Below are 26,045 nucleotides of genomic sequence, written 5' to 3' on the forward strand. Positions count from 1 at the left end.
TACCGGCGAAGACCCGCGCAAGGGCCTGACACACTTCCTGCTGGACCGCAAAGAGCATCCATACGAAGTACAGAACATCCACAAGATGGCCTGGAACAGCCAGTCCACCGCGCAGATCTTCCTCAACGACGTCCGCGTTCCGGCCAGCAACATCATCGGCGGCGAAGGCCAGGCACTGAAAAACACCTTGTCGTTCTTCGAGCGTTCTCGGGTATTTGTGGCGGCTCAGGGCCTGGGCATCGGCCGTCGCGCACTGGAAGAAGCCGTGCGTTACGCCAAGGAGCGCAAGCAGCACGGCAAGGTGATCGCCGGTCACCAATTGATCAGCGCCATGCTCGCGGAAATGGCCACCCACGTGGATGCCGCTCGCCTGTTGACCTACCGCGCCGCCGAGATGATCGGTGCCGGCATCCCGGCAGAAATGGAAGCGGCCATGGCCAAGTATTTCGCCTGCGAGGCGGCGGTGACCATCGCTCGCCAGGCTGTGCAGATTCACGGTGGCGCCGGTGTCACCACCGACTTCCTGGTCGAGAAACTCGCCCGTGAAGCCATCATCGTGCCGATCCCGGAAGGCACCACGCAAATCCAGCAATTGATCATTGGCCGCGCCCTGACCGGGGTCAACGCGTTCTGATCAACCGTTTGTTCGACACCCAACAATAACAACCCGGCACCCATGGTGCCGGGCAACGAACAAGGACACTCTCATGCGTATTCAAGACAAAATCGTGGTCATTACCGGTGGTGCATCGGGCTTGGGCCTGGCGACTGCTCATTACCTCGTGACAGAAAAAGCCGCTTGCGTGGCGATTTTCGACCTGAACATCGAGGCCGGGGAAAAAGCCGTGGCCGACATTGGCGCGGATCGGGCGATGTTCGTGCAGACCGACGTCAGCGATGAAGCCTCGGTACAGAATGCGGTCAATGCGGTCATCGCCCGCTTCGGTGCCATTCACGTGTGCATCAACGGCGCCGCCGTACCGAACGGTTTCAAAGTGCTGGGCAAGGAAGGCAAGGCAGCGCCCCTGTCGCGCTTCGCCCTGGCCACCGCGATCAACCTCAACGGCGTGTTCAACGTCATGTCCAAGTGCGCCGAGCACATGGCCAACAACGAGGCGGAAGCCGGCGAAGAGCGCGGCGTGGTGATCAACGTGTCGTCGGGCGCGGCGTATGAAGGTCAGGTCGGCCAATGCGCCTATGCCGCGACCAAGGCCGGCGTGATCGGCATGAACATGCCTGCCGCGCGCGAATTGGGTGAGATCGGGGTGCGCGTCAACGCCATCGCCCCGGGCCTGTTCCTGACCACCATGGTGGCCGGTCTCGACGAAAAAATCCTCGACGCCCTGAAGGCCCAGATGGAAGCGCCCAAGCGCCTGGGTGACATGCGCGAGTTCGCCCACTGCTGCGCCTTCCTGATCGAGAACGCCTACATCAACGGCGAAACCATTCGCCTCGATGCCGCGTCGCGCATGCGTGCCCGGTAAACGCCTCGATTTATTGCGCCAGTCATACAGGGCCAACACGCCATGAAAATGAATTTCAGCCGAATCATGCGCCTGCTCGCGCTGCGTTATCGCGACCAAGAGGCGATCGTCAACGTAGAGCGCAATCGGCGTTTCACCTATGAGCAATACCACCTGCTGACCAACCGCATCGGCGATGTGCTGCGCAATGTGCTGCAGGTTCGCACGGGCGAACGCTTCATGCTGATCCTGGAAAACGACAACCTCAGCCTGATGATGTTTCCCGCCACGTTCAAGCAGGAGGGCACAGTGGTCATGACCAACCTGCGCGATCCGCTCGACGAGCATGCGCGACAGGTTGATCTGCTCAAACCGCGAGTGGTATTTCTCGAAACCCGCTTGCTCGACAGCTACTACGGCATGCTGCGCAGCCGGGGTTGCGACATCGTCGTGATGGACCCGCCCTCTGCCGAGCAAGCCGCCCTCCCCGGCGTTCACAACTTCTGGTCGATGGTGGAAGCGGCCTCCGATCTGGACACCGACGTCACCCTGGATACCGACCAGCACATCTGCATGTTGCGCTTCACCGGTGGCACCACCGGCAAAGGCAAGTGCGCGATGTACTCCATCGACAACTGGATGGCCTGCCGCGACGCGGCGTTCATCAATACCGATCTGGGCTTGTCCAGCGCGACACGACTGCTGCACGTCTCGCCGTTGTCACACGGTACTTTGATGCTGTTCTTCCCTACGGTTTATGGCGGTGGCACCAACATCACCCTAAATCAGCTGGACATGGAAAGCTGGCGGCAGATTGTAGAAAGCGAGCGCGTCACCCATTCCTTCCTGGTGCCGACCGTGCTGTATCGCTTGCTGGAGCTGCAACGGGCCGAGCCGAAAGACTTCTCGTCGCTGACAACGCTGATCTATGGCGCCGCACCGATGAGTCCGGACAAGCTGGGCGAACTGGTGGAGTGTTTCGGGCAGATTTTCGTGCAGGGTTACGCCGCCACCGAGTCACCGATGATCATTGCGGCGCTGGACAAGGCCGCGCATCAACCGGGTGATGCTACCGCCCTGCGCCATCTGTCATCGGCAGGCCAACCGACGCCTGGGGTTGAAGTGTTTATCGCCGACCCGGACGGTCATCCGTTACCCGTTGGCGAAACCGGAGAAATCCGTATCCGTTGCAAAGCCATCATCAAGGGTTACTACGAAAACCCGGAAGCCACGGCGGCGGAGTTCGACGATGGCGCGTGGAAGTCCGGTGACCTGGGCTACCTCGACAGCAACGGCTTCCTGTACATCGTTGACCGGCTCAAGGACATGATCATCAGCGGTGGTTTTAATGTGTATGCAGTGGAAGTCGAGGCCGCGCTGGCAGCGCACCCGTCGGTGCTGATGGCCGCAGTCGTCGGCATTCCGCACCCTGAATGGGGTGAAGCGGTGCATGCCGAAGTGATCCTGCGTGAGGGTGAATCGGTCACTGCAGAACAATTGATCGCACAAACCCGTACCCGGCTGGGTGGCTACAAGGCACCGAAATCGCTGGTTTTCGTCGATGAACTTCCAACCTCGGTGGTCGGCAAGGTTTTGCGGCGGCAGGTCAGGGAAAAATACTGGCAGGGTTCGTTGCGCAAGATCAGTTGAGGTTCGGTGCAGCGCTGGTTCTCTGGAGCAGGCGCTGCACCGCGCGCAGCATTCACTTGGGGAACAAAAACGTGACCGCCGCCCTTACGCCCCATCCCCGGGCCCCGTCTTCCGGGCTGTCGGCCCAGTAGCGTGGCCCGACCTGAATCGTTAACGGTTGCCCCGCCACTTTCAGCAGTTGGGTGACCGTCGCATTCACCGGGACAGCCCACTCCTTGGTTTGCCAGTTATAAATCGACTCGGTGTTGACCCCGAAGGTGGTGTAGGTGGCAGTGGTGTATGACAGGAACGGCTGCAGGAACGTCTGGTTGACCTTCTGTGCACCATTCGATCCTTCACCGTTCAGGCTCCAGATGTGATTGGCCAGAATGCCTCGGGTCCATCCGTTCGATTGCTTCAGCGCGACCCCCGTGGGGCCAAGCCCCCATTGGCGACTGCTTAACAGACTGTCGCTGCCGCTGGGAATCAGAATTGCCGGCCCGACCCCGAGGATCCAGCCACTGTGCGTCGGCGCCTTGGGAGAGAAGAAAAAGCTCTGAGTCACGTCGCCGATACCCGACTTGTCCGCAGCGCCATTCGGGGCCAGGCCATGCTGATCAATCACCGGCAGAATCGTGCGTGAGATCAGGTTCCATTCGCTGTTCAACTCGAAGGGCAACACTGGCTGAATGTTGGTCACGCTGTGCATGCCCTCGCCCGTTGCACCCATCTTCTGGTCCCAGGTGTACTGGATCGGCAGGCTGTACATCGCCGCAATCGGGTTCAGGGCCTTTTTGGCAAGTTCGGCAGAATCTTCCGCCTGTGCCAGCCCCAAAGATGCCATGCAAACACTGCAACAGCACAGCAAGTACCTCGGTTGCTTGATCAACATGTTTCAACTCCGGACTACGGCATCGGTACCACGGTGTAGAACACGCCATTGGCACCGTAGGCAGGCCGCACCCACGAATTACCGCACTGATAAAAAGTCCCGCCTGAGACCGTCCTCAGCCCACACCCGGAAGGAAGGCTGACGAATGTGGTTCCCATGGGCATGGTCGGCGGCGCGGAGGCCGTCATTCCGGCGTTATAGCCAGCACCGTAGGCGTTGCTGTTTGCATTCTCATTGGCCGCAGTGGCGACGGCGGCGCCGGCCACCACCCCTGCCGCAGCTGCGGCAGCGGGGTTCACACCTTGGTTGTACCCGCAGTTGTAGCAGCCACTGCTGGCATAGACAGCGGTCGGCGGGTGGTAGTAGCTGGTGCCGTAGGTCGCCGGATGGTAGGCCGTCGTGCCATACCCATTCGCGTGATAGCCACTGGCACTGGCGCCATATTCACCTTGGGCATGCCATGCACCCTCACCGCCGGAAGCCGTGCCTCCTTCGGCGCCGGTGCCGTGCCACGATCCCTCGCCACCAGAAGCGTTTCCACCATTCTCGTCGTGGGCGTTCCAGCTACCGCCACCGCCCGAAGCCGAGCCGCCGCGATAGCCTGAGCCACTCCAACTACCGTTACCACCGGACGCCGAACCGCCTCGATTGGTCTCTCCACTCCAACTGCCACCGCCCCCGGAGGAATGACCGAAGCTGGACGCGTGCGACCAGGCCGCCGCTTGATTGCACGTGAGTGCCGCAACCAAAAAGCCGGCAAACTTAAAGGTCGATCTGTGCATGGTTCAGTCTCCTCACTCAGGGTTTTGCAACCGGTGGTTTGACCCCTTGCGGCGCACGCAGGTCGGGCGGTGGAGCAAACTGAATCCGGTGTGCATCCTCGATATGCTCGGGTTTGAAGAAATCCGCAGGCAGCGACGATTCAAGTTTCCAGTCGCTGAACGCGACCTGATGCCGGGACTGAGTGGGATCATCACGAAACACCGCACGCAGCATGCGCGGCAGCTTGTCCTGCGCGCCAATCCAGGCCTGGACGAACACCACGTCGTTGGCGTAAGCAATGACATCCGTCGTGGTATCGCCTACCACTGTGGACTGACCGATGTAAAACGCCAGGCGCATGTCCCTTTTCAAGTCCTTGTAGGGATCGGCAACGATGACATCGGTAAAAGGAAAATAGATAGCTGCGCGCTGGTAGGCGGCCTCAAGGGTTGCATCGATCGTGGCAGGCGCCTGCGCTTGTGCCAACAATTTTTCTTTCGGCTCAAAGGCATAGGCTTGCTTGCCGTCGTAATAGAACTCAGTCGCAGGACCATCACCCGAGGTCAACACGCGCAGGTGATCGGGGCGTTGCACATTAACGAGTGCCACGGTGTTGTAGGCCAGGGGAGGCCCCAGACGGCTGGGTTTCTCGTAAGTGGTGACGGCTTTGAAGCTTAAGCCTCGGGTGCCCGCAAGCCTTGCACTCATGGACTTCAAGACCTCCAGCGCTTTGGGCTCCAGTTGACCCTCCGGGGAATCGGCGGCCAGGGCTTGGCCTGAGTAAAAGGGGGGGACGAACACGCTCATGACCAGGCCAAAGGAGAACAACCGAAAAAGATGCAGGTGGTGTGACATCGCTTGCTCCCCATAGAGGTCGTGTCAGGTATTTAAGCGTAGCAACGGTGTTTGCACTGCAACCGATTATTTTCCGTTCCTTGCGGGCATCCGAGTTGAAACCCGGTGTGATGACGCGGGCACTTTCATGAATTAGATGTCACCTGCCATTCGAATAGCCGAGCACGCTGTAAAGCCCATGAGACAAGTGCATACGGCGGCAATTTTTTACTGGAAATTTACCAGTTCATACCTACGCTCTTGCGGGGGATACGCATTTTAGAAAGGTCGGGGGGGTCGGTCTTCGTTACTTACGTCAGTAGGCAGGAGCGTCACATGAACCAGACAAAATTCTCCCGTTTGTTAGCTGCTTCAATGGTGTTGTCTGCAATGGTTCTACCCGGCATCACCCAAGCGGCCGACAAACCCGCCCCCAACATCGTGGTCATCATGGGCGACGATATCGGCTGGTCCAATATCGGCGTCTACAACCAGGGCATGATGGCCGGCCGGACCCCCAACCTCGACCAACTCGCCGCTGAAGGCATGCGTTTTACCGACTACTACGCCGAGGCCAGTTGCACCGCCGGGCGTGCCAATTTCATTACCGGTGAACTGCCGATCCGCACCGGCATGACAACGGTCGGCCAGGCAGGTTCTCCTGTCGGTATTCCCGCCGAAGCAGTCACCATTGCCACCGCGCTCAAGGCCATGGGTTATTCCACCGGCCAGTTCGGCAAAAACCACCTCGGCGACTTGAACGAATTTCTGCCCACCGTGCACGGGTTCGACGAGTTCTTTGGTTACCTCTATCACCTCGACGCCATGGAAGACCCGGCGCACCCCAATTATCCGCAAGAACTTCTGGCCACCGTCGGCCCGCGCAACATGGTCCACAGCTGGGCGACCGCCACCGACGATACGACGGTGATGCCGCGCTGGGGCAAGGTCGGCAAACAGAAAATCGAAGACGCCGGCACGCTCTATCCCGAGCGGATGAAAACCGTCGACGACGAAATCCGCGACAAGGCTTTCACCTTCATCGACAAGGCCAAGACCGATAACAAACCGTTCTTCCTGTGGCTGAACCCGACCCGCATGCACATCGTCACGCACCTGTCCGACAAGTACGAAGCGATGCGCAATTCGCAGAATGGCTGGTCGGAGCAGGAAGCCGGCATGGCGCAGCTCGATGACATCGTCGGCGACGTCATGGCCAAGCTGAAAAAAGACGGCATGGATGACAACACCATCGTGATTTTCACCACCGACAACGGCGCGGAAAACTTCACTTGGCCGGATGGCGGCACCACACCGTTTGCCATGGGCAAAGGCACCGTAATGGAAGGTGGTTTCCGGGTGCCGGCGATCGTTCGCTGGCCTGGCAATGTACCGGCCAACACCGTGGCCAACGGCATCATGTCCGGGATGGACTGGTTCCCGACCCTCATCGCGGCGGCCGGTAACCCAAACATTACCCAGGAACTGCTCAAGGGAAAACAACTGGGCGACCGCACCTACAAAGTGCACCTGGACGGCTATGACCAGACGCCGATGATCACCGGCAAAGGTCCGTCGACTCGAAACGAAATCTTCTACTTTGGTGAGAGTGCGCTGGGCGCGGTGCGAATCGGCGACTACAAGTATCGCTTTATCGACCAGCCAGGCGGGTGGATGGGCGCCAAAGTGGCGGTCGACGTACCGATCCTGACCAATCTTCGCCTTGATCCGTTCGAACGTATGGGCTGGCCGGAAAACCAGGCGGCTCAAGGTTCCCAGCAGTACTTCGACTGGTTCAAGTTTCAGTTCTGGCGCTTCGTGTTCGTTCAGCAACAGGTCGCCAAACTGGCTGAAACAGCGATTGAATACCCACCGATGCAAAAAGGCGCGAGCTTCAACCTCGACTCTGTCAAAGCCAAGATCGCCGCGGCTCGGGCGGAAATGGCCAAGTAGGCCGTCGATAGACGGGTGGCCAACAGCGGCCACCCGCGTTCGTGAAGGACATTTTCCGAGGTAGCGCCATGCAGCTAAAAACAGCCACCCTGCCCGCCCTCACCCTGTTTGCGCTGTGCTGCCAGCAGGCCCAGGCCGGCGGCATCATGCTCTATGAAATCGGCACAGATAACGCCGGCCTGGCCAACGCCGGTGCCGCCGCCCGGGCGCAGGGGCCTTCCACCATCGCCAGCAACCCGGCGGGCATGAGCTATCTGCCAGGTACGCAAATTACCGGCGGATTGCAGGTGCTCTACGGCAACCTGAGCTTTGATCGCGACTCAAACACCAACGGCACGGGCAGCGGCAGTGGCAACGCCCTCGACCCGATTCCCGGCGGCAGTTTTTTTATCAGCCATCAACTGGATGACCACTGGAGCGTCGGATTCGGCAATTACGGCGACTTCGGCTTGGCCGCCAACTACGACAACGACTGGTCCGGGCGCTACTTCGCGCAGAACGCCAGCCTCGCCGGTTTGTCTTTTGTGCCCAGCGTGGCGTATCGCTTCAATGAGCAATGGTCGGTGGGTGTCGGCGTAAAAGCCATGTACGGCATGCTGCAAGCGCAAACCGCTATCGACCGTTCACCCTTTGGCTTCACCGACCGCGGCGACGGGCAGTTCAAGTACAAAGACAACGATTGGGGTTTTGGTGCGAATGTGGGGGTGATTTATGCCCCGCAACCCGGCACCCGCGTTGGCCTGGCCTACACCAGCAAGGTCGACCTGGACTTCGAAGACCGGCTGGATGTGAAAGGCGACGGCCGTCTGCTGGAGCGCGTCAACAACACCAATACCCAACTCGACATGACCGTGCCGCAAACGGCGACCCTGAGCCTGTTCCAGCAACTCGACCCGCGATGGGCCTTGCTCGCCTCCGTCAACTGGCAGGACTGGTCCGAGTTCGGCGATATCGCGGTGCAAGTCGACACCACCGCAGTCGGTTCCCAATCGACCACGGTCGACGCTCATTTCAAAGACACCTGGCAACTGGCCCTGGGCGCGCAATACCAGGCCACCCCGCACCTGTTGTGGAATTTCGGCGTAGCTTACGACAGCAGCGCCGTTTCCGACGGTAACCGCACGTTTACCGTGCCCATGGGCGAATCCTGGCGCATTGCGACCGGAGCCACCTATGCTGTGAACAAGGTCACCGACATTAACGTCAGCTGGGCCATGGTCTGGCTTGGCGACATGCCGGTGGACCAGACCAAGTCCACGTCGGGCACTCGAACTTCCGGTCAGTTCGACAATGCCTGGATTCAAGCGGTGACCGGAAATATGACCTGGCGTTTTTGATGCCTGCAATCGAAAAAAAAACGGCTAAATCCATGGAGCACACACCACAATGAATCTGTCCCGGAAATTATTCATCGGCGTCGCATTGACCAGCCTGCTACTCGGAGGCTGCACCTCGAAAGTCACCGAAAAAGACCAGTACTCAGGCTTCCTGTCCAACTACAACAACTTGCAGCAAGTCACCACCACCAGCGGCGAAACTGCGATGCGCTGGGTGAGCCCGTCCTGGAATCCAAACGCCTACGACACCGTGGTCTTCAACAAACTGGAGCTCTATCCGGCGCCCAAGCCGAACGAGCGGGTCAATCAGCAAACCCTGGATGAACTGCAGAACTACATGACCAGCAAGGCCAAAGGTGTGCTGGGGCAGAAATACCGCGTGGTATCGAGCGAACAATCAGCGCCGGCCGGTTCAAAAAAACTGATCATGCGCGCGGCGATCACCGGGGTGAATGCCGAAAACGAAGGCATGAAATGGTATGAAGTGGTGCCTGTCGCGGCCGTCGTCGGTGGTGTTGCCGCTGCCAGCGGGCATCGGGATCAGGACACCACGCTGTTCATCGAGGCCGAGTTTATTGACGCCAGCAACAACCAGACCGTGGCCAAAGTCGTGCGCAAAGTCTTCGGCAGCACACTGTCGAATGCCAGTCAGAAGATCACCGCCAAAGACTTCAAAGTGGCGATCGATAAACTGACCAGCGATTTGCAGGCGTTTGTCCGGTAGCGGCATCCTGTAGCAGCTGCCGAGCAGCGCGAGGCTGCTGCTACAAGGCTGTGTCGGGGCCTATTTTTTCATTCCGACCCGCCGACGCATGTCGGCGGTGATGGTTTGCCGGGTTTTCTTCAGGTTCGCCCAAGGTTCATCACCGACTTCGGCCAGTCGTTCCTGCATGTTGTGGATGTTCCACTGATTGCCGCCCTTCAATTCGGCCACCTCTTCACGAAAAATCGGCACTGACACCGGCAGCCCTTCGCGAGTGCGGGCGGCGTAGGCGCAAATGGTGGTGGCGCCCAGTCCATTGCGCAGGTAATCGATGAAGATCCGCCCGACGCGATTCTTCGGCCCTGAAACCGCCGAAAAGCGCTCCGGCAGCAACTTCGCCATGTGGCTGACGATTGCGTGGCTGAAGTCCTTCACCTCGTCCCAACCGAGCTTGCGGGTCAGCGGTACCACCAGGTGAATCCCCTTGCCGCCGCTGGTCTTGAGGAAGGCCTTGAGTCCCAGTTCATCCAGCACCGACAGCGTCAGCTGGGTCGCCTCCACCATGCTTTTCCACGGCAGCGCCGGGTCCGGGTCGAGGTCGAGAACGAAGCGGTCAGGCTTGTCGAGATTCTCCGTGGTGGCGTTCCAGGTGTGCAGTTCCACGGTGCTCATCTGCACGGCGCCAATCAGCGCTTCGGCGTTGTTGATGATCATCACCGGTTGGCCGGTGACGTCCTTGTCCAGTGTGGTAATGCCCGGAATGGCCAGGCGTTCGGCATTTTTCTGGAAGAACAGCTCGCCGGCGATACCGTCCGGGGCGCGCACCAGCGCCACGGGCCGATCCTTGAGCTCGGGCAGAATCCATTCGGCGACGCTGGCGTAATATTCCGCCAGCTGCACTTTGGTGGTGCCACTGCTCGCATCGATCACCCGGTCCGGATGGGTGATACGCACCTTGCCGTCGCCGAGGCCGATTTGCGAGGGCGCGGGCGCTGCCTTGGTGGGTTTCTTTTTCGTCGCGGTGGCCGGTTTGTCAGCGGCGGCTTTCTTGCTGGTCTGGGCTTTCACGGCTTTCGGACGCTCCTCGGTGATGCCTTCGGCGGGCTTGTCATCGCGCAAGCCATGGAACACGGCATGGCGCACCGACCCGTCCTTGGTCATCTCGGCGAACGCGACTTCGGCGAGCAAAACCGGTTTGAGCCAATGCACACCCTTGGCGTCGAAACCGGTCGGCGGATTGACCACCGCCGGCTTTTTCACCTGCAAGGGTTTGAGCTGTTCGTAAATGTGCTTGAGCGTGGTCTCGTTGAAACCGGTGCCGACCTTGCCGGCATAGCGCAACTCGCCGCTGTCACGGTCATGCAGGCCCAACAACAACGCGCCGAAGGCATTGCGCGCGCCTTTGGGATCGGTGAAACCGACCACGACGAATTCCTGCCGATGCTTGCACTTGAGCTTGATCCAGTCACTGCTGCGCCGGGACACGTAAGGCGACCCCAGCCGCTTGCCGATCAGCCCTTCCATCTGCATCTGGCAGGCACTGTTGAGCAACGCTTCCGGTTCTTCGCCGAACGCATCGGAGAAGCGCAGCAGCGGGTCTTTATTGGGTTTGAGCACCGTCGCCAGCGCGACCCGCCGCTCTTCGACTGGCACCTCACGCAGGTCCACGCCATTGAGGTAAGGCATGTCGAACAGGTAGTAAAGGATGTTGCCGCTGCGGTTCGATTCAAAGGCATTTTGCAGCGCCTGAAAGTCCGGTACGCCCTGCTCGTTAGCCACCACCATCTCACCGTCGAGCCAGGCCGATTCGAGGCCCAGAGCGGCCAGGGCCTCGACCTGCTTCGGCAGTTTGTGGGTCCAGTCGTGGCCGTTGCGGGTGAAGAGTTTCACCTCGTCGTGGTCGATACGCGCCATGATCCGGTAGCCGTCGAACTTGATCTCATAGCTCCACTCGCCCTGCGGGGCTTTTTCCACCAGCGTCGCCAACTCCGGTTTGAGCTGGTCGGGCAGCTTGGCCTTGTGAGCGCCGGTGAGTTGCGCCGATTGCTCTTTAGCCGCGACCTTGCGCGCCGGCTTCTTCACCGGTTTGGGCTTGGCGGCGGTCTTGGCCTTTTTGGGGAGTATGGTGCGGTCACTGAGCACGCTGCCGGGCTCGGCGGCGACCACGTCGTAATCACTTTCGGATTTCGCCGCGCCGTCCTGATGCTTGATCAGAAACCACTGCTCCTGCTTGCCCGGCATGTGCGTGCGCACCAGGTTCCACAAGCCGCCGAGTTTCTCGCCTTGCAGCTCGAACTTGAGCTTGCCCTTGGCATAGGCCTTGGCCGGATCTTCCTGGGGTATCCACACGCCCCGGTCCCAGACAATCACGTCACCGGCGCCGTAATGCCCTTCGGGAATGCTGCCCTCAAACGTCGCGTAATCGATCGGATGGTCTTCAACGTGGACGGCCAGGCGCTTGACCTTGGGGTCCAGCGAAGGACCTTTCGGCACTGCCCAGCTTTTCAGTGCGCCATCGAGTTCCAGGCGAAAGTCATAGTGCAACCGCGAGGCATCGTGCTTCTGGATACAGAACTGCAAGGCATGGTCTTTCGCGGTTTTTTTGGCAGATCGTTTCGCAGCGGGTTCAGAGGTCGCCGAGAAATCGCGCATGCGGTTGTAATCGTCCAGATTCTTGTTCATGGCGCACCTGCTGGCTCAACGCGCCCCCCAATTCCGGGGCCGATGCGCGTGACGATCAAGGCCACGACCGCAATCCGCTCCACCCGTTGATAGCCCGGTGTCAGCAACTCTTCACCGAACACATCCGGGTCGAGTTCGCGATAGGTCCAGCCGAACATCGGCGACTCGAGGCGCGGGGTCAGTGCCTCGAGAAACGGGTCCTGGCCATCGATCATTGCCACCCCGGTGTAGAGCACCAAAGAGCCACCGGGCGCCAGTCGAAGCAACGCCTGCTCGACAATGCGCAACGATAACTGCGCACCCAGCGCGCCGCCGCCATGCCGGTAAGCGCGTTCGGTGGGGTCGGCCATGTAGGGCGGATTGGCAACGATCAGGTCGAACTGGCCGTCGACATCCTGCAGCACATCGCTGGCCTCAACCGTGACGTTTGCGACCTCGGCAAGTGCCGCGTTGACCGCCGTCAAACGCAGCGCCGCAGGATTGATATCGACAGCCAGCACTTCGGCTTCACGGCGTGCGCGGGCAATCACAATCGCCCCGACACCCGCGCCGCAACCAATGTCGACGGCACGCCGGATCGGCGCGAAGGTTTGTTGAAGATGGGCATGGATCAGCTGCGCGAACCGGTAGCTGTCCGGTCCGAAAAACACCGCGTCAGCCGCGTCGGTGGGGAAGCCCGAGTGCACGAACAGCAAATCATCGAGGCTGGACCAGCGCACGCGGCTTTTCAGTCGGCCGTTGCTTTCTTGCAGCACGCCCGCCTCCTGCAACTGCCGCTGTTCATCGGTCGATAGCAGGCCCGGTTCGAACGAGCGCGACCAGCCGAACACGTCGCGCAAGGTCCGGGCGTTTTGCCCAAAGGCACGGTCGTTGACCCGCTGGTGGGTGAGCGGGGTCGGGGTGATAAACCGGTAACCATCAGCCTGCAAACGGCGGCCCAGCTGCACCAGCGCCAGATCGGCAGCGCCCAGTTGCTCTTCCTGATTCATGCCGTGCTCCTATCGCAGACTGGATTTGAGTTCGATGAACCGTCGCGTGGCCATCAGGCCGGCCGGATGGAAATGCCGATGGGCCGACAGCCACGGGATCAGCACCGGCATCTGCTCGTGCGCGGCAAGCCCCTCCAGCGAGGTTTGCAGGCTCTGGATATCCGGGTCGTTGTCGGGCACTGCCGGTTCAGTCGCGACACTCGTGGCCCGGCGAACCGCTGTGGCTGAGCGCTCAGGCGCCCAGTCGCCGGCAATCCAGTCATGCAGCAGCTGTTTTTCATAAGGGCTGAACACGCCGAACATGGCGGCGCCGTCACCCTCGATCAACTGCCAGAAACGGCTGGCTTGCGGGTCCTGCTGGCGTTTGATCCAGCCCTTGTTTTCCATGGCGGCGAGGAACCCTGGCAACTGCTCCGGCGCCGACAGCCATTGGTTGACGGTCTTGCCTTCAAAACGGCAGTAGTCGGAATGCATGTGCTGGCCGAACGGACGCTTGCGCTCAAGCATGTTGAGCAGCTCGGCGTCGAGGTCGAACGACTCGATGATCGCGCGACTGCCCTGCCCCAGGTCGTTGAGCCGATAACCCAGCGCGACCCGGCGCAGAAAGTCCTCACGATCGCCTTCCACCGGCAGCAGTTGCAACACCGACTGCACGGCTTTTTGCGCGTGGCCGGTGCTGGCGTTGTCGATGGTCACGTGCAGGGTGAAGTAGTACGGATCGATGCCCAATTCGCTGAGTTCATAGGCGCTGATCAGCAGGTGTAAGGGCAGCTGTTCGTAGCCGAGGTTGTAGCCGATCACCTCCGGCAAAAACTCGTCGGCGGATTCGCCCAGCGCCAGTTGTATCGCGCCTTGCAGGTAATGCTCGTCGGCGATCACCCCGGGGTCTTGCAGGCCATGTTCGGCGAGCAGCTTGCGGTAAATCACCACATGGTTCTGCGCCGGGTTGCCGTCGCCGAGCTCTTCCAGATAGGTGCAGATCAGCCCTTCGAAACGCGGGTCGCGCCACTGACGCAACAGGCCATACAACCAGGCGCCGTCGACCAGTTTGGTCGGGGCCACCGCTTGCAGGAAAAACAGCGCGTGGGCCTTGTTGCTAAAGAACTGTCGCGGCCCGCCTTCCTTGCGTTGTTGCAGGTAATCGGCGTATTGGCGGGCGACGTCGACGCTGTGTTGTTCGACGAACGATTGCAGCGCCGACAGGTCCGTTGGCATTTCTTGAGGCAAGGGGGTGGCGTGTTCGAGCTGCGCCTCGAGAAAGCTTCGGGCGAGTGCGCGCCGTTGCTCGGGGTCGTCGCCCAGCAGCAGGTGTTCATAGGTTTGTTTCAGGCTACCGGCGGCCGGGATCGGGTGTTCGTGGGCGGGCCGCGATTCAAGTCGTGTCAGGGCAGTCATGGGCGCATCTCTCGGTCTGAGGCCAGTGGCAGGACGCTGAATCAACACGTCTCTACATCAGCAGAGCGATTTGCCTGGAAAAAAATTCAATCGGCGTTGAAATCGCCCTGACGGACGGGCCTGCGGTGCGCGGCCCGGCGGATGCACGAGGCCTATAATCAGCGGGTGCGGGGTCATCTTCGGAGAGCAATCATGCGAACGGTGCACGTCATCGAGCACTCGCCGGCGCCGGTGAACGTCGTGGGCGAGGCGATCACCATCCTCGCGGGCGGCGACCTCAGTAAGCCCTTTGAAATGCATATTCAGGAAGGTGTGCAAGGCGGTGGGCCGCCGCTGCACTTTCATCCGTGGGACGAGGCGTTTTATGTGGTCGACGGCCAGGTCGAAGTGACCGTGGCGGGCAAGTCCACCACCGTCTCGGCCGGGGGGTATGTGCATATCCCCGGGGGTTCGATCCATGCCTACAAGAACATCAGCCCTACCGCGAAGATGATTGGCGTGGTGTCCGACCCGCGGGGCGGGCAGTTTTTTGCGGCGGTGGATCGGCTACGGGTGCCGGAGGATTTACCACGGATACTGGAGATTGCCGAAGCGCACGGGGTTATTTTCCTGGTGCCCAAACCACCATGTTGACCGCGTTATCGTTCTTCGCTAGCAGGCTAGCTCCGACAGAGGTTTGGCGCGCACCGCAGATCCACTGTGGGAACTAGCCTGCTAGCGAAGGCGGCCTGAAAGACAACGCGATGTTTGCGGGCACACCTTACGCCGCGCCACCCTTGGCCTGCTGCTCCAGATGCACTTGCAGTTCAGGATCAATCTTCAGAGCCGCCGCCAGCTCATCCAGATAGGTGCGCTCGGCATCCTGCTGATCGTCCACCAGCATCACGCTGGCCAGGTACATTTCCGCCGCCATGCCGGGATCCGATGCCGATTGCGCCACATCCGCAGCATCCAGTGGCCGGGCAACTTCGTCATCCAGCCATTGCTGCAATTGCGGGTCATCGGTGTGGCGGCCGATTTCGGTGCTGATCATCTGCTTCTCCGACTCGTCGATCCGGCCATCGGCCTTGGCCGCCGCAATCAACGCGCGCAGGATCGCATGACTGTGGTCCTCCACTTCCGGGCCCGATAACAAGTCGACCGTGCGCGGTGCCTGTTGCGGCGCAGCTGCCTGACTGCGTTGCCACGCCTGATACGCCTGGAATGCCATCATCCCCAGTGACGCCAGGGCCGCATAGTTGGTGCCGCCACCCGAACGGGTCCGGGTCGCGCCGCCCATGGGTGAGCCGCCGCCGAGCAGGCCACCGAGCAAGCCACCCAATCCGCCGCCGCCCATGGCTGAACCGCCGCCACCGCCCAACAGGCCGCCAAGCAACCCGCCCAGACCGCCGCCAATGCCGCCTTGGGCGGATGCGCCACCCTGTTGCGCCCCGGAGCCCTGGCCGGCCCGCAGGAGTTGTTCGAGCAAATCGCTGGTGTTCATGACGACGTCCTCACTAAAGGGAAGTGATCCAGTCAGGCAACAATAGTCCTCGCTAGCAAATGTGCCATTACCGTTTAGCCTGTGGCGAGGGCGCTTGCTCCCGTCTGAGTGCGTAGCACTCACAAAAATCGGCATGGTAGGCACATTTTTGGGGCTGCTACGCAGCCCAGCGGGAGCAAGCTCCCTCGCCACAAAAGCGGAGTGCCTGATGCACAGTATTTAAGTGAACAGCATTGCGGATTAATCCGAAGTATTTCTCGGCGGCCCAGCTAAGATTTACTGACGGTGAACCTTATTCCCGGATTTCCGGTCGATACCTGCAACCGAACCGGTTTGCCGCCGCCCTTGATAACGAGGGTGATGACTGGCTTGCTTCATCTTTCTGGAGAACGCCCCCGTGATATCCACCCTACACATCGCCAGGCTCAAAGCATGGGGCGCCCATGGTTTTACCGCCACCGGCGTGGTCACTGCCTTCCTCGCCACCCTCGCCTTGCTGGAAAACCAGGCCACCAACTGCCTGCTGTGGCTGGGCGTGGCCCTGATCGTCGATGGGCTGGACGGTGCCTTGGCACGCAAGGTTAATGTGCAGTCGGTGCTGCCGAGTTTCGATGGATCGATTCTCGATCTGGTGATCGACTACCTGACGTATGTGTTCATCCCCGCGCTGTTCATCTATCGCTACATCCCCTTGCCGGACTACACGCTGCTGCTGACCGTGTCGCTGATTCTGGTTTCGTCGCTGTTTTGCTTCTGCAACGTCAACATGAAAAGCAAAGACAATTACTTCCAGGGTTTTCCCGCCGCCTGGAACGTCGTGGCCCTGTGCCTGTACATCATCGCCCCGTCGCCGTGGATTACCTTCCTGACCGTCATTGGCCTGGCCTTGCTGACCGTGACCCGAATGAAGTTCCTGCACCCGTTCCGTGTGCGCAAGTTCATGCCGATCAACATTGCCGTGACCGCCATCTGGCTGCTGTGCAGCTTGTCGCTGGTGGTCAACCATCCGGTCATCAACCCGATGGTCATGGGGCTTTGGTTGCTGATGTCGGCTTACTTCCTGGGGATCTGCATCTGGCGCACCGCCATGGAGTGGTTCGACGGATCGCGCCACAAGTAACGCGGCATGGCCATCCATATCGTTCGACTCGGCTCGCCGCGCCTGCCTGATGAAGGGCTGCGGATCGGCACGGTACGCCGCCCCCCTCGCGGTGTACCGAAGGCCGAGTTCGCCCGTCGGGACTTTTATGATGTGTGGCAGCCGCTGCTGTCGCCGAGTGCGGAATTGGTGGCCGAAGCCAAGGCGGCCGAGGATGAAAAAGCCTGGGAGGCGTTCAGGCGCAAGTTCAAGGCTGAAATGAACCATCCGGCGCCCAATCAGTTGCTGGATCTGCTGGCCGCCCTCTCCCATCAAACCGCGCTGGCGGTTGGCTGTTATTGCGAGGATGAAGCGCATTGCCATCGTTCGGTATTGCGGGAGCTGCTGGCAGCACGCGGCGCACAGATCGCCTAGATCCCTGTGGGAGCTAACCTGCTAGCGATGACTGCTTTCCAGCCGATGTAGATGTCGACTGACACTCAGCCATCGCGAGCCGGCTCGCTCCCACAGGGGGATTGGATGTTCAAAGGACTGAGGTAGCACTATGAAACCGCAAGTACGGCCCGCCACCGCAGCTGACGCGTCCGCCATCAGCCAGGTCATCATCCAGTCGCTGCGCCAGTCCAACGCCCTGGATTACTCCCCCGACATCATCGCGCAGGTGGCAAAGAGCTTTTCCACCGAGTCCATTCGCACGTTGCTGACCCAACGCCAGGTCTTCGTCGCGACGATTGATCACCGCATAGTCGCCACGGCCAGCCTTGATCGCGATGTGGTGCGCAGCGTGTTTGTCGAACCCGCTCAACAAGGGCGCGGCCTCGGGAGGCAATTGATGGCCACGATCGAGTCCATCGCCACCGAAGCGAAAATCGAAATATTGCGCGTCCCCTCCTCCATCACCGCAGAAGCCTTCTACTTCAAGCTGGGCTTTCGAAAAGTCCGCGACGAATTCCACGGTGCCGAGCGCACGATCATCATGGAACGGCCACTGACCTCCCTCTGACTGCCACGCCCACCCAACCTTCGCCGGACTGACGGACGGGAGGTCGATCATGGTCAATACTTAGGGGATTGAATGACGCGGGAGGTTCGACATGTCTGGTCAGTCACGCTTCATGCTGGTCGCCTCGCCACTGATGGAACACAGCCCCGCCTTCGACAGGGCGGCGGCGCTGGCCAAGGCCGAAGACGCGGCGTTGCACATCGTGGCGTTCGATTACCTGGAAGGCCTGGCCACCGCCAGTCTGGTCAACGAAAAGGCCCTCGAACAGATGCGACTGGGCTACGTCGACCGACACCGTCAGTGGCTCGAAGAACAGGCCCGTCCGCTGCGCAAGATCGGTGTGCACGTCACCACCGAGGTGGCGTGGGTCGAACGCCCGCTGGAAGAAATCCTGATTCACCTCAAAGAGCAGCCGATGGACGTGCTGATCAAGGCACTGGAGCACGAATCGCTGCTGTCGCGACTGATGTTTACCCCGCTCGACGTGCATTTGCTGCGTGAATGCCCGGTGCCGCTGCATTTTGTCAGCCATGCGGTTCACGCCCTGCCACGCAAGGTCGTCGCGGCGGTCGATCCTTTCCATCGCGATGATCACTACAAAACCTTCAATGACCGGATCCTGCACGAAGCGTCGAAACTGGCGAGTGCCTGTAATGCTGAGCTGGACGTGGTGTACGCCTACGACCTTTCCTCCATCAGCGCAGACGAGTTCGGCTTTGACAACGGCTCGGCGTTTTTCAGTTCCGGCAAGGCCAAGACCCTGTTCGACTGCCAGGAAGACGCCTTCAACGAATTGGCCGAGCGCAACGGCATCGCGCCCGAGCAGCGGCACATGATCATGGGCAACCCGGCCAAGGTCCTGACCCGCTATGCCGACGCCTACGACGTCGACGTGATTGTCATGGGCCGGGTCGGCCATCGCGGTCTGGGCCGGTTGATCGGTAGCACGGTGGAGCACCTGCTGTACAAAATGCCCTGCAGTGTGTGGGTGGTGTACACCGAGCGGGTGGATGAGTAACCGTCTCAAATACACCACAATTCCTGTGGGAGCGGGCTTGCCCGCGATAGCGGACTATCAGTCGACATTTGGATCGGCAGGTAGCCAGCCATCGCGGGCAAGCCCGCTCCCACAGGGTTTTGTGGTGTCTGGTCAGCGCCGGGTGATGACAACCTCCAGGTATTCACTCGGCACCACCACCGATTTCTCTCCCGCCCTGTTCATCCGGTTGATCAGCTCAGTCAGGTCGCTTTCAAAAGCCTTCGCGCCGTCGGGAGGCAGCGCTGCGAAGGCCTTGTGAAGCGGGCCGTACCAGTTGCGGAAAATATCGATGAAATGGGCCGCCGAGCGATAGCGGAAGTTGAAGGTCCGCCGCGTCACCTGCACCTGGAAATCGCGCTCATCGAAGTGCGTGTGCAACCAGGCTTCGGTTCCCCAGTTTGAAGGCGGTTCTGCGCCAGCCGGTGGCGGCAGGTGCTTGCCCAGGGTCTTGAACATCTGGCCGACAAAACCTTCAGGCGTCCAGTTGGCCAGGCCGATGCGACCGCCGGGGCGGCACACTCTGGCCAGTTCTGAAGCCGCTTTGGCCTGGTCCGGCGTGAACATCACACCGAAGGTCGAGAGCACGGCATCGAAGCTGGCGTCCTCGAACGGCAGTGCCTCGGCGTCGGCGACCTGGAAGGTCACCTCCAGACGCTCGGCCCGGGCCCGGTCTTCGCCACGTTCAAGCAGTGCGGCCACGTAGTCGGTCGATGTGACATTACAGCCACGGCGTGCGGCGGCGAGCGTCGCATTGCCGTTGCCGGCGGCCACGTCCAGCACAAGCTCGTCGCAGAGCAAGTCACAGGCTTCGGCCAGTTGCTCGCCGACGATCTGCAGGGTGGTGCCGATCACGGCGTAGTCGCCGCTGGCCCAAGAAGCCATCTGACGGTTTTTCAGGGCAGTGAGATCAAGGGGGGTACTCATTAAATCTGCTCCGTAAGGATTGGAACGCAGGCCCGGCTTACTCCGCCGTGGTCGGATCAATGATGTTCGTGACCTGGGAAATGCGGTTGGCCGGGAAACCGCTCTGCCTGGCGTGCTCCTGAATCAGCGCTTCGCTCGGCGAGATGTACACGCAGTACAGCTTGTCGCCCGTGACATAACTCTGCAGCCACTGCACCTCCGGCAAATCGCGCAGCGCCCGGCAGGACTTTTGCGAAGCCGCTTTCAAATCCCTTTCTGACAGTGTTCCAGCACCTGGGATCTCGCGTTCTATGACGAACTTTGGCATGGCAACCTCTCATTCTTGTTATTGATGACAGGGTCGGCAGTGGCCCTGTAGGCAAACTATCGCTCCGGCGCGGGCCGGCGTCCTGCCCGATCGTCGGGCAACACTGCCCTATCGTCCGGAGAATTCACGTTACGCGGCAACGCGCTCACAATCAGAAAGCCCTCAGCCGCACGGGAAGCCACCATGGACGCCCTGTCCCAAACCCTGCGCGTCGTCCGCCTGGTCGGTGCGATCTTCATCAATGCCAGGTTCACGGCGCCCTGGTGCTATCAGTCGCCCAGCGCCGACACGGCCGCCCCCTTTCTGGAGCCCGGTGCCGAGCGGGTGGTGATCTTTCACCTGATTACCGAAGGCGAGTGCTATGTCGAGATGGGAAACGACTAGCCGCTGCGCCTGACCGCCGGCGATGTGGTGGTATTCCCTCAGGGCGACGCCCATCGCATGAGCTCGCAACCGGGGCTGACGCCGGTCACGGGCAAGCGACTGGACGTAGTGCTGGCGCGCCGTCCCCGGCAACTGAGTTACGGCGGTGGCGGCGCGGTCACACGTCTGGTGTGCGGTTATCTGGCCTGCGATACGCGGTTGGCGGGCATGTTGCTGACGGGGTTGCCGGCGGTGGTCCGGGTCAATGTGCGCGGCTCGAATGCCGGAATCTGGCTGGAATCTTCAGTCCGTTACGCGCTGGCCGAAGCACGCTCGCCCAGGCCCGGCGGCGAAGGTGTGTTGGCGAAACTGGCCGAGGTGTTGTTCATCGAAGTACTGCGCCTGTACATGAACGAGCACGCTGAAGGCCGGACCGGTTGGCTGGCCGGCGTGGGCGACCGGATTGTCGGTGCTGCCCTGAATGCGCTGCACAAAAAACCCTGTCACGCCTGGACCCTGGATGAACTGGCGCGGACGGCCGGCACCTCAAGGTCGGTGTTGGCAGAACGCTTTGCGCAGTTGGTGGGGAGTTCGCCGATGCAGTACCTGACGCAGTGGCGGATGCTGCTGGCGGCGAACCTGTTACGCAGCAGTAACCGTTCGTTGATGTGGATTGCCGAAGAGGTGGGTTACCAGACCGACACGGCCTTCAGCCGGGCCTTTCGTCGAGAGTACGGCGCGCCACCGGCGGCGTGGCGGCGCAATCAGGAGAAAAAGCCAATGGCCCACGGCGCGCAGCCTGTGAGCCATTGATGTCGAGGGTTACGCGGAAGGTGCCTTGGCCTCTTCCAGCAGTTGCTGAATCATCTTTTCCTGAGTTTCGTAGGCGCCTTCACCAAAGTGGGTGTAACGCACCTGGCCCTTGGCGTCGATCAAGTAGTGAGCGGGCCAGTACTGGTTGTCGAAGGCGCGCCAGATCGCGTAGTTGTTGTCGATGGCCACCGGGTAGGTGATGCCGAGCTTTTTCACCTGGTCCTTAACGTTATCGATGATGCGCTCGTAACCGTACTCAGGGGTGTGGACGCCGACGACCACCAAGCCATCCTTCTCGTATTTCTTCGCCCAGTCCTTCACATACGGCAGGGTGTGCTGGCAGTTGATGCAGTCGTAGGTCCAGAAGTCCACCAGCACCACTTTGCCTTTGAGCGAATCATTGCTCAGCGCTGGCGAGTTCAGCCATTGGACGGCACCGGACAGCGACGGCATGGCGCCTTGGGCGTTGTCCATGGAGTCGGCCTTGACCTTGCTGACGAAGTAGTCGACGACTTTCGGCACGCTTTCCAGCACACCTTTCTCGAGGCTGCTGACGCCTTCGGACGAGGTGCCGGCCAGCAGTGTCCGGTCGGCACCGGTGGAAATCACCGCCACGGTGGCCAGCACGGCAACACCGGCACCACGACGCAGCCAACCGGTGACCGGGATCGACGCTTTCAAGCGATTGACCAGGCCGCGACCGGCAAAGATCAAGGTGCCCAGGGACAGCGCGCTGCCCAAGCCGTAGGCCAGCAGCAACAGGCTGGTCTGTGCGTTTGCACCCTGGAGCATGGCGCCGGTGAGAATCACCCCAAGGATCGGCCCGGCACACGGTGCCCAGAGCAGACCGGTGGCGACGCCGATCATGACCGAACCCAGCGGGCCGGACATTTTGCGGGTGTCGGGATCAAGGCGATTGCCCAGCGCCACGAAGGGACGCGCCATCCAGTCACCGACACGGGCGGAAATCAGCGACAGGGCGAACAGCCCCATCACGATCAGGGCGACGTGGCGACCGGTGTTGTTGGCTTGCACCACCCATTCGCTGCTGACCACGGCCAGGCTGGAGATCAGGGCAAAGGTCAGGACCATGCCGCCGAGGGTGAGCAGGATGGATGAACGGGTGCGTTTGACACCGGCGAACAGGAACGGCACGACCGGGAGGATGCAGGGGCTGAGGACGGTCAATATGCCGCCCAGGAAAGCGATGAGAAACATGGGATCACCTAAACATGTGAGGGGGTGGCGATTCACACCAATTCCCTGTGGGAGCGGGCTTGCCCGCGATGGCAGTCTGTCAGTCACATTGATGTTGGATGTGCTGGCGTCATCGCGGGCAAGCCCGCTCCCACAGGGGGACGGTGGTGCTTGTGGGGAAGTTAGCCAGGCTTCAAGCCGTCTGGTTATCCAGCTGCTGCCCCTGCGGCGTGCGGCTCGAGCCGTCCTGTGCGAGGAAGGCATGACCGCCCTGCTCTGCCACTGGCGTCAGCTGGAAGCAGGTCGCGGTGCCACAGCTTTTCTGTTCAACAGCGGCGTTGGCATGGGCAGCCGCGCCAGCTACGGAGAAAGCAACAGCGGTCAAAAAGCGGGTGACGTTGTTCATGGTGTTCTTCCTGTTTCAAAGGGGGGTTGGCAATCGGTCAGCGAAGGACTCAGTTGTCCGAATTGCAGCCGTCGGCAAATTTGCGGTAATCCAGCACCTGGGTTTTGTGCTGGGAGTCCAGGTAGGTCAGCTGGGCATTCACAACCCCGCAGGAAGGCGTGGCGTCCTCTTTCAACGACACCACTTTCTTGATGTCCAGGTGGGTGCCGTAGGTGTAGGTTTTAGCGCTGACATCGGCGGCTTCGGCACGGGCCGACAAGGTGCAGATGTTCAGGGCGGCAAACAGGCAAGCGGCGTAGATGGCTTTGGTGTTCATGACGGTTTCCTCAAGGCTTCAATGGGTAGGTCGTTCAATTGAGCCGAGGCGGTTTGGGTTGCCTCGATGGAACCCATTAGATGCTCGCGAGGTATCTCGTCTGTGTCGAAAACAGCCGCGTGTAAATCGGTACGTATCAAAGCCGGCCCCTGATACAGAGCGATACAAAACCCCTGGAAAATCGTATTTTTGCGTTCGCGTGTATCCGCCGCTACGCCAGATACACTGCAATACAAAGGGCTGCGGGCGAGCGGGCCAAGGCTCGATAGACTGCGCAACATCCCCCATTGATAGAGGCTTGGCCCCATGGAACACGTCGATCACATTCTCATCGTGGACGATGACCGCGAGATCCGGGAACTGGTAGGTAACTACCTGAAGAAGAACGGCCTGCGCACCACGGTCGTCGCCGATGGACGCCAGATGCGCAGCTTCCTTGAGTCCACGCCGGTGGACCTGATCGTGCTCGACATCATGATGCCGGGCGACGACGGCCTGATGCTCTGCCGCGAGTTGCGCGCCGGCAAACACAAGGCCACGCCGGTGCTGATGCTCACCGCCCGCAACGACGAAACCGACCGCATCATCGGCCTGGAAATGGGCGCCGACGATTACCTGGTCAAGCCGTTCGCCGCCCGTGAACTGCTCGCGCGAATCAACGCCGTGCTGCGCCGCACGCGGATGCTGCCGCCCAACCTGGTGGTCACCGAAAGCGGTCGCCTGCTGGCGTTCGGGCGTTGGCGCCTGGACACCTCCGCCCGGCACTTGCTGGATGAAGACGGCACCATGGTCGCGCTCAGCGGCGCGGAATACCGATTGCTGCGGGTGTTCCTCGATCACCCGCAGCGGGTGCTCAATCGCGACCAACTGCTCAATCTGACCCAGGGCCGCGACGCCGACCTGTTTGACCGCTCCATCGACTTGCTGGTCAGCCGCTTGCGCCAGCGCTTGCTGGACGATGCCCGCGAACCGGCCTACATCAAAACCGTGCGCAGTGAGGGCTATGTGTTTTCCCTGGCAGTTGAAGTACTCGGTGCGCCGTCATGAACCTCACCCTTCGTTGGCCCCGTACCCTGGCCTCGCGACTCTCGCTGATCTTTCTGATCGGCCTGATCCTCGCTCAGGCGCTGTCCTTCGGCGCGCAGTATTACGAGCGGTACGAAAGCGCAAAAAACACCATGCTCGGTAACCTGGAAACCGACGTCTCGACCTCCATCGCCATCCTCGACCGCTTGCCGGCCGAAGAACGCATGAGCTGGCTGCAACAACTGAACCGCCGCAACTACCGTTATTTGCTCGACGAAGGTTCACCGGGCGTGGCCATGCGCGATACACCCATCGCGGTGACTTCGATCAAGGACGCCATCGGCAAGGATTACCCGATGACCGTGACGGACATTCCCGGCGAGCAGAAGCATTTTCAGGTGCACCTGAAACTGGCGGACGGCAGCCCCGTGACCATCGACGTCAGGCCATCGATGGTGCCGTTGTCGCCGTGGTTGCCCATCGTCCTGCTGGGCCAGTTGGCGCTGATGATTCTCTGCACCTGGCTGGCCGTGCGAATCGCCATCCGCCCCCTCACCCGCCTTGCCGAGGCGGTGGACAACCTTGACCCCAACACCCACGCGGTGCTCCTGGACGAAAAAGGCCCGACAGAAGTCGCCCATGCCGCCATCGCCTTCAATTCGATGCAGGCACGCATCGCCGCGTACTTGAAGGAGCGCATGCAACTGCTGGCGGCGATTTCCCATGACCTGCAAACCCCGATCACCCGCATGAAACTGCGCGCCGAATTCATGGACGACTGCAGCGAGAAAGACAAACTGTGGAGCGACCTCAGTGAGATGGAACACCTGGTGCGCGAAGGCGTGGCCTATGCCCGCAGCGTTCACGGCGCCACGGAAGAGAGCCGCCGCACCGACCTTGATTCATTCCTCGACAGCCTGGTGTTTGACTATCAGGACGTGGGCAAGGACGTGCAACTGGGTGGCAAAAGTGCTGCGGTGATTGACACCCGGCCGCATGCCCTGCGGCGGGTGCTGGTGAACCTGACGGATAACGCTCTGAAGTTCGCCGGGGCCGCTGAATTGTGTGTGGAAGCGAAAAACGGCCTGCTCTCGGTGAAGGTCATGGATCGCGGACCGGGCATTGCCGAAGAGGAACTGGCCCACGTGATGGAACCGTTTTATCGGGTAGAGAATTCGCGCAACCGCAGCACCGGCGGAACCGGTCTGGGCTTGGCGATAGCGCAGCAATTGGCGTTGGCGATCGGGGGATCGTTGACGTTGAGTAATCGTGAAGGCGGCGGGTTGTGTGCGGAGTTGAAGTTGCCGGTTCGACCTGCCAGTCAGTAAACAGACACAAAGGCGCAGGAAAGCCTTTATATTGTCGGGCACCGTCGCGCAACGCGCGCTGCGGCGCACCCGATAGCAACCGACACTTATATGGATATTGGC

The 26,045-nt window shown here is 60.8% G+C and carries 25 protein-coding genes and 1 pseudogene; 14 read left to right on the top strand and 12 right to left on the bottom strand.

Annotated features, from left to right (window positions below; translation table 11 throughout):
• From K0F88_RS32310 to K0F88_RS09435, 3 genes are all read left to right on the top strand, one after another.
• Window positions 1-634, top strand: a 634-nt coding sequence (locus K0F88_RS32310; protein WP_257605214.1) for an acyl-CoA dehydrogenase family protein, incomplete at its 5' end; no start/stop codon positions are given.
• Between the two features lie 73 nt (window positions 635-707).
• Window positions 708-1,484, top strand: a complete 777-nt coding sequence (locus K0F88_RS09430; RefSeq protein WP_219094900.1) for an SDR family NAD(P)-dependent oxidoreductase — start codon at window positions 708-710, stop codon at window positions 1,482-1,484.
• A gap of 42 nt (window positions 1,485-1,526) precedes the next feature.
• On the top strand, window positions 1,527-3,113 hold the full coding sequence (locus K0F88_RS09435) for a class I adenylate-forming enzyme family protein (protein WP_219094901.1): 1,587 nt from the start codon (window positions 1,527-1,529) through the stop codon (window positions 3,111-3,113).
• Between the two features lie 52 nt (window positions 3,114-3,165).
• Here the strand turns inward: K0F88_RS09435 and K0F88_RS09440 are convergent, their stop codons facing one another.
• The 3 genes from K0F88_RS09440 to K0F88_RS09450 all read right to left on the bottom strand — a co-directional run bounded on the left by K0F88_RS09440 (window position 3,166) and on the right by K0F88_RS09450 (window position 5,601).
• The gene (locus K0F88_RS09440) at window positions 3,166-3,936 is read right to left on the bottom strand and encodes a transporter (protein ID WP_219094926.1); all 771 of its coding nucleotides are present in this window, start codon (window positions 3,934-3,936) and stop codon (window positions 3,166-3,168) included.
• Between the two features lie 62 nt (window positions 3,937-3,998).
• Complete coding sequence (locus K0F88_RS09445; RefSeq protein WP_219094902.1) at window positions 3,999-4,766, bottom strand: hypothetical protein; 768 nt, start codon at window positions 4,764-4,766, stop codon at window positions 3,999-4,001.
• 16 nt (window positions 4,767-4,782) lie between these two features.
• Window positions 4,783-5,601 carry a DUF2092 domain-containing protein gene (locus K0F88_RS09450; protein WP_219094903.1) on the bottom strand — a complete coding sequence of 273 codons (819 nt, stop codon included), beginning with the start codon at window positions 5,599-5,601 and terminating at the stop codon, window positions 4,783-4,785.
• A 315-nt stretch (window positions 5,602-5,916) separates the two neighbouring features.
• Between K0F88_RS09450 and K0F88_RS09455 the strand changes: the two genes are divergently transcribed.
• The 3 genes from K0F88_RS09455 (at window position 5,917) to K0F88_RS09465 (ending at window position 9,594) form a co-directional block, all read left to right on the top strand.
• A complete protein-coding gene (locus K0F88_RS09455) occupies window positions 5,917-7,533 on the top strand; it encodes an arylsulfatase (protein ID WP_094471822.1) in 1,617 nt (538 codons plus the stop codon).
• A gap of 68 nt (window positions 7,534-7,601) precedes the next feature.
• Window positions 7,602-8,870, top strand: coding sequence for an OmpP1/FadL family transporter (locus tag K0F88_RS09460; RefSeq protein ID WP_094471821.1), 1,269 nt, complete (start codon window positions 7,602-7,604; stop codon window positions 8,868-8,870).
• Window positions 8,871-8,919: 49 nt separating this feature from the next.
• Window positions 8,920-9,594 carry a DUF3313 domain-containing protein gene (locus tag K0F88_RS09465; RefSeq protein WP_094471820.1) on the top strand — a complete coding sequence of 225 codons (675 nt, stop codon included), beginning with the start codon at window positions 8,920-8,922 and terminating at the stop codon, window positions 9,592-9,594.
• Window positions 9,595-9,654: 60 nt separating this feature from the next.
• Here K0F88_RS09465 and ligD read toward each other — a convergent pair whose 3' ends face one another.
• From ligD to K0F88_RS09480, 3 genes are read right to left on the bottom strand one after another with little or no spacing between them, the layout of a single operon-like run.
• Entirely contained in the window at window positions 9,655-12,255 is a 2,601-nt protein-coding gene (gene ligD / locus K0F88_RS09470) for a DNA ligase D (protein WP_094471819.1), read from the bottom strand.
• Window positions 12,252-13,244 (bottom strand): class I SAM-dependent methyltransferase, encoded by a 993-nt coding sequence (locus K0F88_RS09475; RefSeq protein WP_094471818.1) that lies wholly within the window; start codon window positions 13,242-13,244, stop codon window positions 12,252-12,254. Before K0F88_RS09475 ends, ligD begins: the two co-directional genes overlap by 4 nt.
• Window positions 13,245-13,253: 9 nt before the next feature.
• Window positions 13,254-14,639, bottom strand: a complete 1,386-nt coding sequence (locus K0F88_RS09480; protein WP_094471817.1) for an iron-containing redox enzyme family protein — start codon at window positions 14,637-14,639, stop codon at window positions 13,254-13,256.
• Between the two features lie 192 nt (window positions 14,640-14,831).
• Between K0F88_RS09480 and K0F88_RS09485 the strand changes: the two genes are divergently transcribed.
• Window positions 14,832-15,272, top strand: coding sequence for a cupin domain-containing protein (locus K0F88_RS09485; protein WP_094471816.1), 441 nt, complete (start codon window positions 14,832-14,834; stop codon window positions 15,270-15,272).
• A 127-nt stretch (window positions 15,273-15,399) separates the two neighbouring features.
• Here the strand turns inward: K0F88_RS09485 and K0F88_RS09490 are convergent, their stop codons facing one another.
• Window positions 15,400-16,122 (bottom strand): tellurite resistance TerB family protein, encoded by a 723-nt coding sequence (locus K0F88_RS09490; protein ID WP_094471815.1) that lies wholly within the window; start codon window positions 16,120-16,122, stop codon window positions 15,400-15,402.
• Between the two features lie 397 nt (window positions 16,123-16,519).
• Between K0F88_RS09490 and pcsA the strand changes: the two genes are divergently transcribed.
• The 4 genes from pcsA (at window position 16,520) to K0F88_RS09510 (ending at window position 19,242) form a co-directional block, all read left to right on the top strand.
• Window positions 16,520-17,242 (top strand): phosphatidylcholine synthase, encoded by a 723-nt coding sequence (pcsA, locus tag K0F88_RS09495; protein WP_094471814.1) that lies wholly within the window; start codon window positions 16,520-16,522, stop codon window positions 17,240-17,242.
• A gap of 6 nt (window positions 17,243-17,248) precedes the next feature.
• Window positions 17,249-17,635 carry a DUF488 domain-containing protein gene (locus tag K0F88_RS09500; RefSeq protein WP_094471813.1) on the top strand — a complete coding sequence of 129 codons (387 nt, stop codon included), beginning with the start codon at window positions 17,249-17,251 and terminating at the stop codon, window positions 17,633-17,635.
• Between the two features lie 130 nt (window positions 17,636-17,765).
• Complete coding sequence (locus tag K0F88_RS09505; protein WP_094471812.1) at window positions 17,766-18,224, top strand: GNAT family N-acetyltransferase; 459 nt, start codon at window positions 17,766-17,768, stop codon at window positions 18,222-18,224.
• Between the two features lie 91 nt (window positions 18,225-18,315).
• Window positions 18,316-19,242, top strand: coding sequence for a universal stress protein (locus K0F88_RS09510; RefSeq protein WP_094471811.1), 927 nt, complete (start codon window positions 18,316-18,318; stop codon window positions 19,240-19,242).
• A 132-nt stretch (window positions 19,243-19,374) separates the two neighbouring features.
• Here K0F88_RS09510 and K0F88_RS09515 read toward each other — a convergent pair whose 3' ends face one another.
• Together K0F88_RS09515 and K0F88_RS09520 are read right to left on the bottom strand one after the other, a co-directional pair.
• Window positions 19,375-20,187: a class I SAM-dependent methyltransferase gene (locus K0F88_RS09515; protein ID WP_094471810.1), complete on the bottom strand. Its 813-nt coding sequence runs from the start codon at window positions 20,185-20,187 to the stop codon at window positions 19,375-19,377.
• A 37-nt stretch (window positions 20,188-20,224) separates the two neighbouring features.
• Entirely contained in the window at window positions 20,225-20,494 is a 270-nt protein-coding gene (locus tag K0F88_RS09520; RefSeq protein ID WP_094471809.1) for a DUF4242 domain-containing protein, read from the bottom strand.
• A gap of 183 nt (window positions 20,495-20,677) precedes the next feature.
• Here K0F88_RS09520 and K0F88_RS09525 point away from each other — a divergent pair.
• Window positions 20,678-21,670: pseudogene (locus K0F88_RS09525) on the top strand (AraC family transcriptional regulator).
• Between the two features lie 9 nt (window positions 21,671-21,679).
• Here K0F88_RS09525 and K0F88_RS09530 read toward each other — a convergent pair.
• The 3 genes from K0F88_RS09530 to K0F88_RS09540 form a co-directional block, all read right to left on the bottom strand.
• Window positions 21,680-22,888, bottom strand: coding sequence for a cytochrome c biogenesis protein DipZ (locus K0F88_RS09530; protein ID WP_094471807.1), 1,209 nt, complete (start codon window positions 22,886-22,888; stop codon window positions 21,680-21,682).
• A gap of 172 nt (window positions 22,889-23,060) precedes the next feature.
• On the bottom strand, window positions 23,061-23,273 hold the full coding sequence (locus tag K0F88_RS09535) for a hypothetical protein (protein ID WP_094471806.1): 213 nt from the start codon (window positions 23,271-23,273) through the stop codon (window positions 23,061-23,063).
• A gap of 49 nt (window positions 23,274-23,322) precedes the next feature.
• Window positions 23,323-23,589, bottom strand: coding sequence for a DUF2790 domain-containing protein (locus K0F88_RS09540; RefSeq protein WP_094471805.1), 267 nt, complete (start codon window positions 23,587-23,589; stop codon window positions 23,323-23,325).
• 306 nt (window positions 23,590-23,895) lie between these two features.
• Between K0F88_RS09540 and K0F88_RS09545 the strand changes: the two genes are divergently transcribed.
• Together K0F88_RS09545 and K0F88_RS09550 are read left to right on the top strand one after the other, a co-directional pair.
• Window positions 23,896-24,636 (top strand): response regulator, encoded by a 741-nt coding sequence (locus K0F88_RS09545; protein ID WP_094471803.1) that lies wholly within the window; start codon window positions 23,896-23,898, stop codon window positions 24,634-24,636.
• Window positions 24,633-25,943, top strand: coding sequence for a HAMP domain-containing sensor histidine kinase (locus tag K0F88_RS09550; protein ID WP_219094904.1), 1,311 nt, complete (start codon window positions 24,633-24,635; stop codon window positions 25,941-25,943). Before K0F88_RS09545 ends, K0F88_RS09550 begins: the two co-directional genes overlap by 4 nt.
• Window positions 25,944-26,045: the final 102 nt, after the last annotated feature.

This window comes from Pseudomonas sp. UMAB-40 (genome assembly GCF_900095275.1).
GTDB lineage: Bacteria > Pseudomonadota > Gammaproteobacteria > Pseudomonadales > Pseudomonadaceae > Aquipseudomonas > Aquipseudomonas mandelii_B.

What these genes read in the sequence shown, in the direction of transcription:
- K0F88_RS09455 (WP_094471822.1), top strand. Translation starts at nt 5,917, where the DNA reads ATGAACCAGACAAAATTCTCCCGTTTGTTAGCTGCTTCAATGGTGTTG.
- K0F88_RS09500 (WP_094471813.1), top strand. Translation starts at nt 17,249, where the DNA reads ATGGCCATCCATATCGTTCGACTCGGCTCGCCGCGCCTGCCTGATGAA.
- K0F88_RS09540 (WP_094471805.1), bottom strand. Translation starts at nt 23,589, where the DNA reads ATGAACACCAAAGCCATCTACGCCGCTTGCCTGTTTGCCGCCCTGAAC.
- K0F88_RS09485 (WP_094471816.1), top strand. Translation starts at nt 14,832, where the DNA reads ATGCGAACGGTGCACGTCATCGAGCACTCGCCGGCGCCGGTGAACGTC.
- K0F88_RS09440 (WP_219094926.1), bottom strand. Translation starts at nt 3,936, where the DNA reads ATGGCATCTTTGGGGCTGGCACAGGCGGAAGATTCTGCCGAACTTGCC.
- K0F88_RS09460 (WP_094471821.1), top strand. Translation starts at nt 7,602, where the DNA reads ATGCAGCTAAAAACAGCCACCCTGCCCGCCCTCACCCTGTTTGCGCTG.
- K0F88_RS09510 (WP_094471811.1), top strand. Translation starts at nt 18,316, where the DNA reads ATGTCTGGTCAGTCACGCTTCATGCTGGTCGCCTCGCCACTGATGGAA.
- K0F88_RS09490 (WP_094471815.1), bottom strand. Translation starts at nt 16,122, where the DNA reads ATGAACACCAGCGATTTGCTCGAACAACTCCTGCGGGCCGGCCAGGGC.
- K0F88_RS09505 (WP_094471812.1), top strand. Translation starts at nt 17,766, where the DNA reads ATGAAACCGCAAGTACGGCCCGCCACCGCAGCTGACGCGTCCGCCATC.
- K0F88_RS09520 (WP_094471809.1), bottom strand. Translation starts at nt 20,494, where the DNA reads ATGCCAAAGTTCGTCATAGAACGCGAGATCCCAGGTGCTGGAACACTG.
- ligD (WP_094471819.1), bottom strand. Translation starts at nt 12,255, where the DNA reads ATGAACAAGAATCTGGACGATTACAACCGCATGCGCGATTTCTCGGCG.
- K0F88_RS09465 (WP_094471820.1), top strand. Translation starts at nt 8,920, where the DNA reads ATGAATCTGTCCCGGAAATTATTCATCGGCGTCGCATTGACCAGCCTG.
- K0F88_RS09445 (WP_219094902.1), bottom strand. Translation starts at nt 4,766, where the DNA reads ATGCACAGATCGACCTTTAAGTTTGCCGGCTTTTTGGTTGCGGCACTC.
- K0F88_RS09530 (WP_094471807.1), bottom strand. Translation starts at nt 22,888, where the DNA reads ATGTTTCTCATCGCTTTCCTGGGCGGCATATTGACCGTCCTCAGCCCC.
- K0F88_RS09515 (WP_094471810.1), bottom strand. Translation starts at nt 20,187, where the DNA reads ATGAGTACCCCCCTTGATCTCACTGCCCTGAAAAACCGTCAGATGGCT.
- K0F88_RS09550 (WP_219094904.1), top strand. Translation starts at nt 24,633, where the DNA reads ATGAACCTCACCCTTCGTTGGCCCCGTACCCTGGCCTCGCGACTCTCG.
- K0F88_RS09545 (WP_094471803.1), top strand. Translation starts at nt 23,896, where the DNA reads ATGGAACACGTCGATCACATTCTCATCGTGGACGATGACCGCGAGATC.
- K0F88_RS09480 (WP_094471817.1), bottom strand. Translation starts at nt 14,639, where the DNA reads ATGACTGCCCTGACACGACTTGAATCGCGGCCCGCCCACGAACACCCG.
- K0F88_RS09450 (WP_219094903.1), bottom strand. Translation starts at nt 5,601, where the DNA reads ATGTCACACCACCTGCATCTTTTTCGGTTGTTCTCCTTTGGCCTGGTC.
- K0F88_RS09475 (WP_094471818.1), bottom strand. Translation starts at nt 13,244, where the DNA reads ATGAATCAGGAAGAGCAACTGGGCGCTGCCGATCTGGCGCTGGTGCAG.
- K0F88_RS09435 (WP_219094901.1), top strand. Translation starts at nt 1,527, where the DNA reads ATGAAAATGAATTTCAGCCGAATCATGCGCCTGCTCGCGCTGCGTTAT.
- K0F88_RS09430 (WP_219094900.1), top strand. Translation starts at nt 708, where the DNA reads ATGCGTATTCAAGACAAAATCGTGGTCATTACCGGTGGTGCATCGGGC.
- K0F88_RS09535 (WP_094471806.1), bottom strand. Translation starts at nt 23,273, where the DNA reads ATGAACAACGTCACCCGCTTTTTGACCGCTGTTGCTTTCTCCGTAGCT.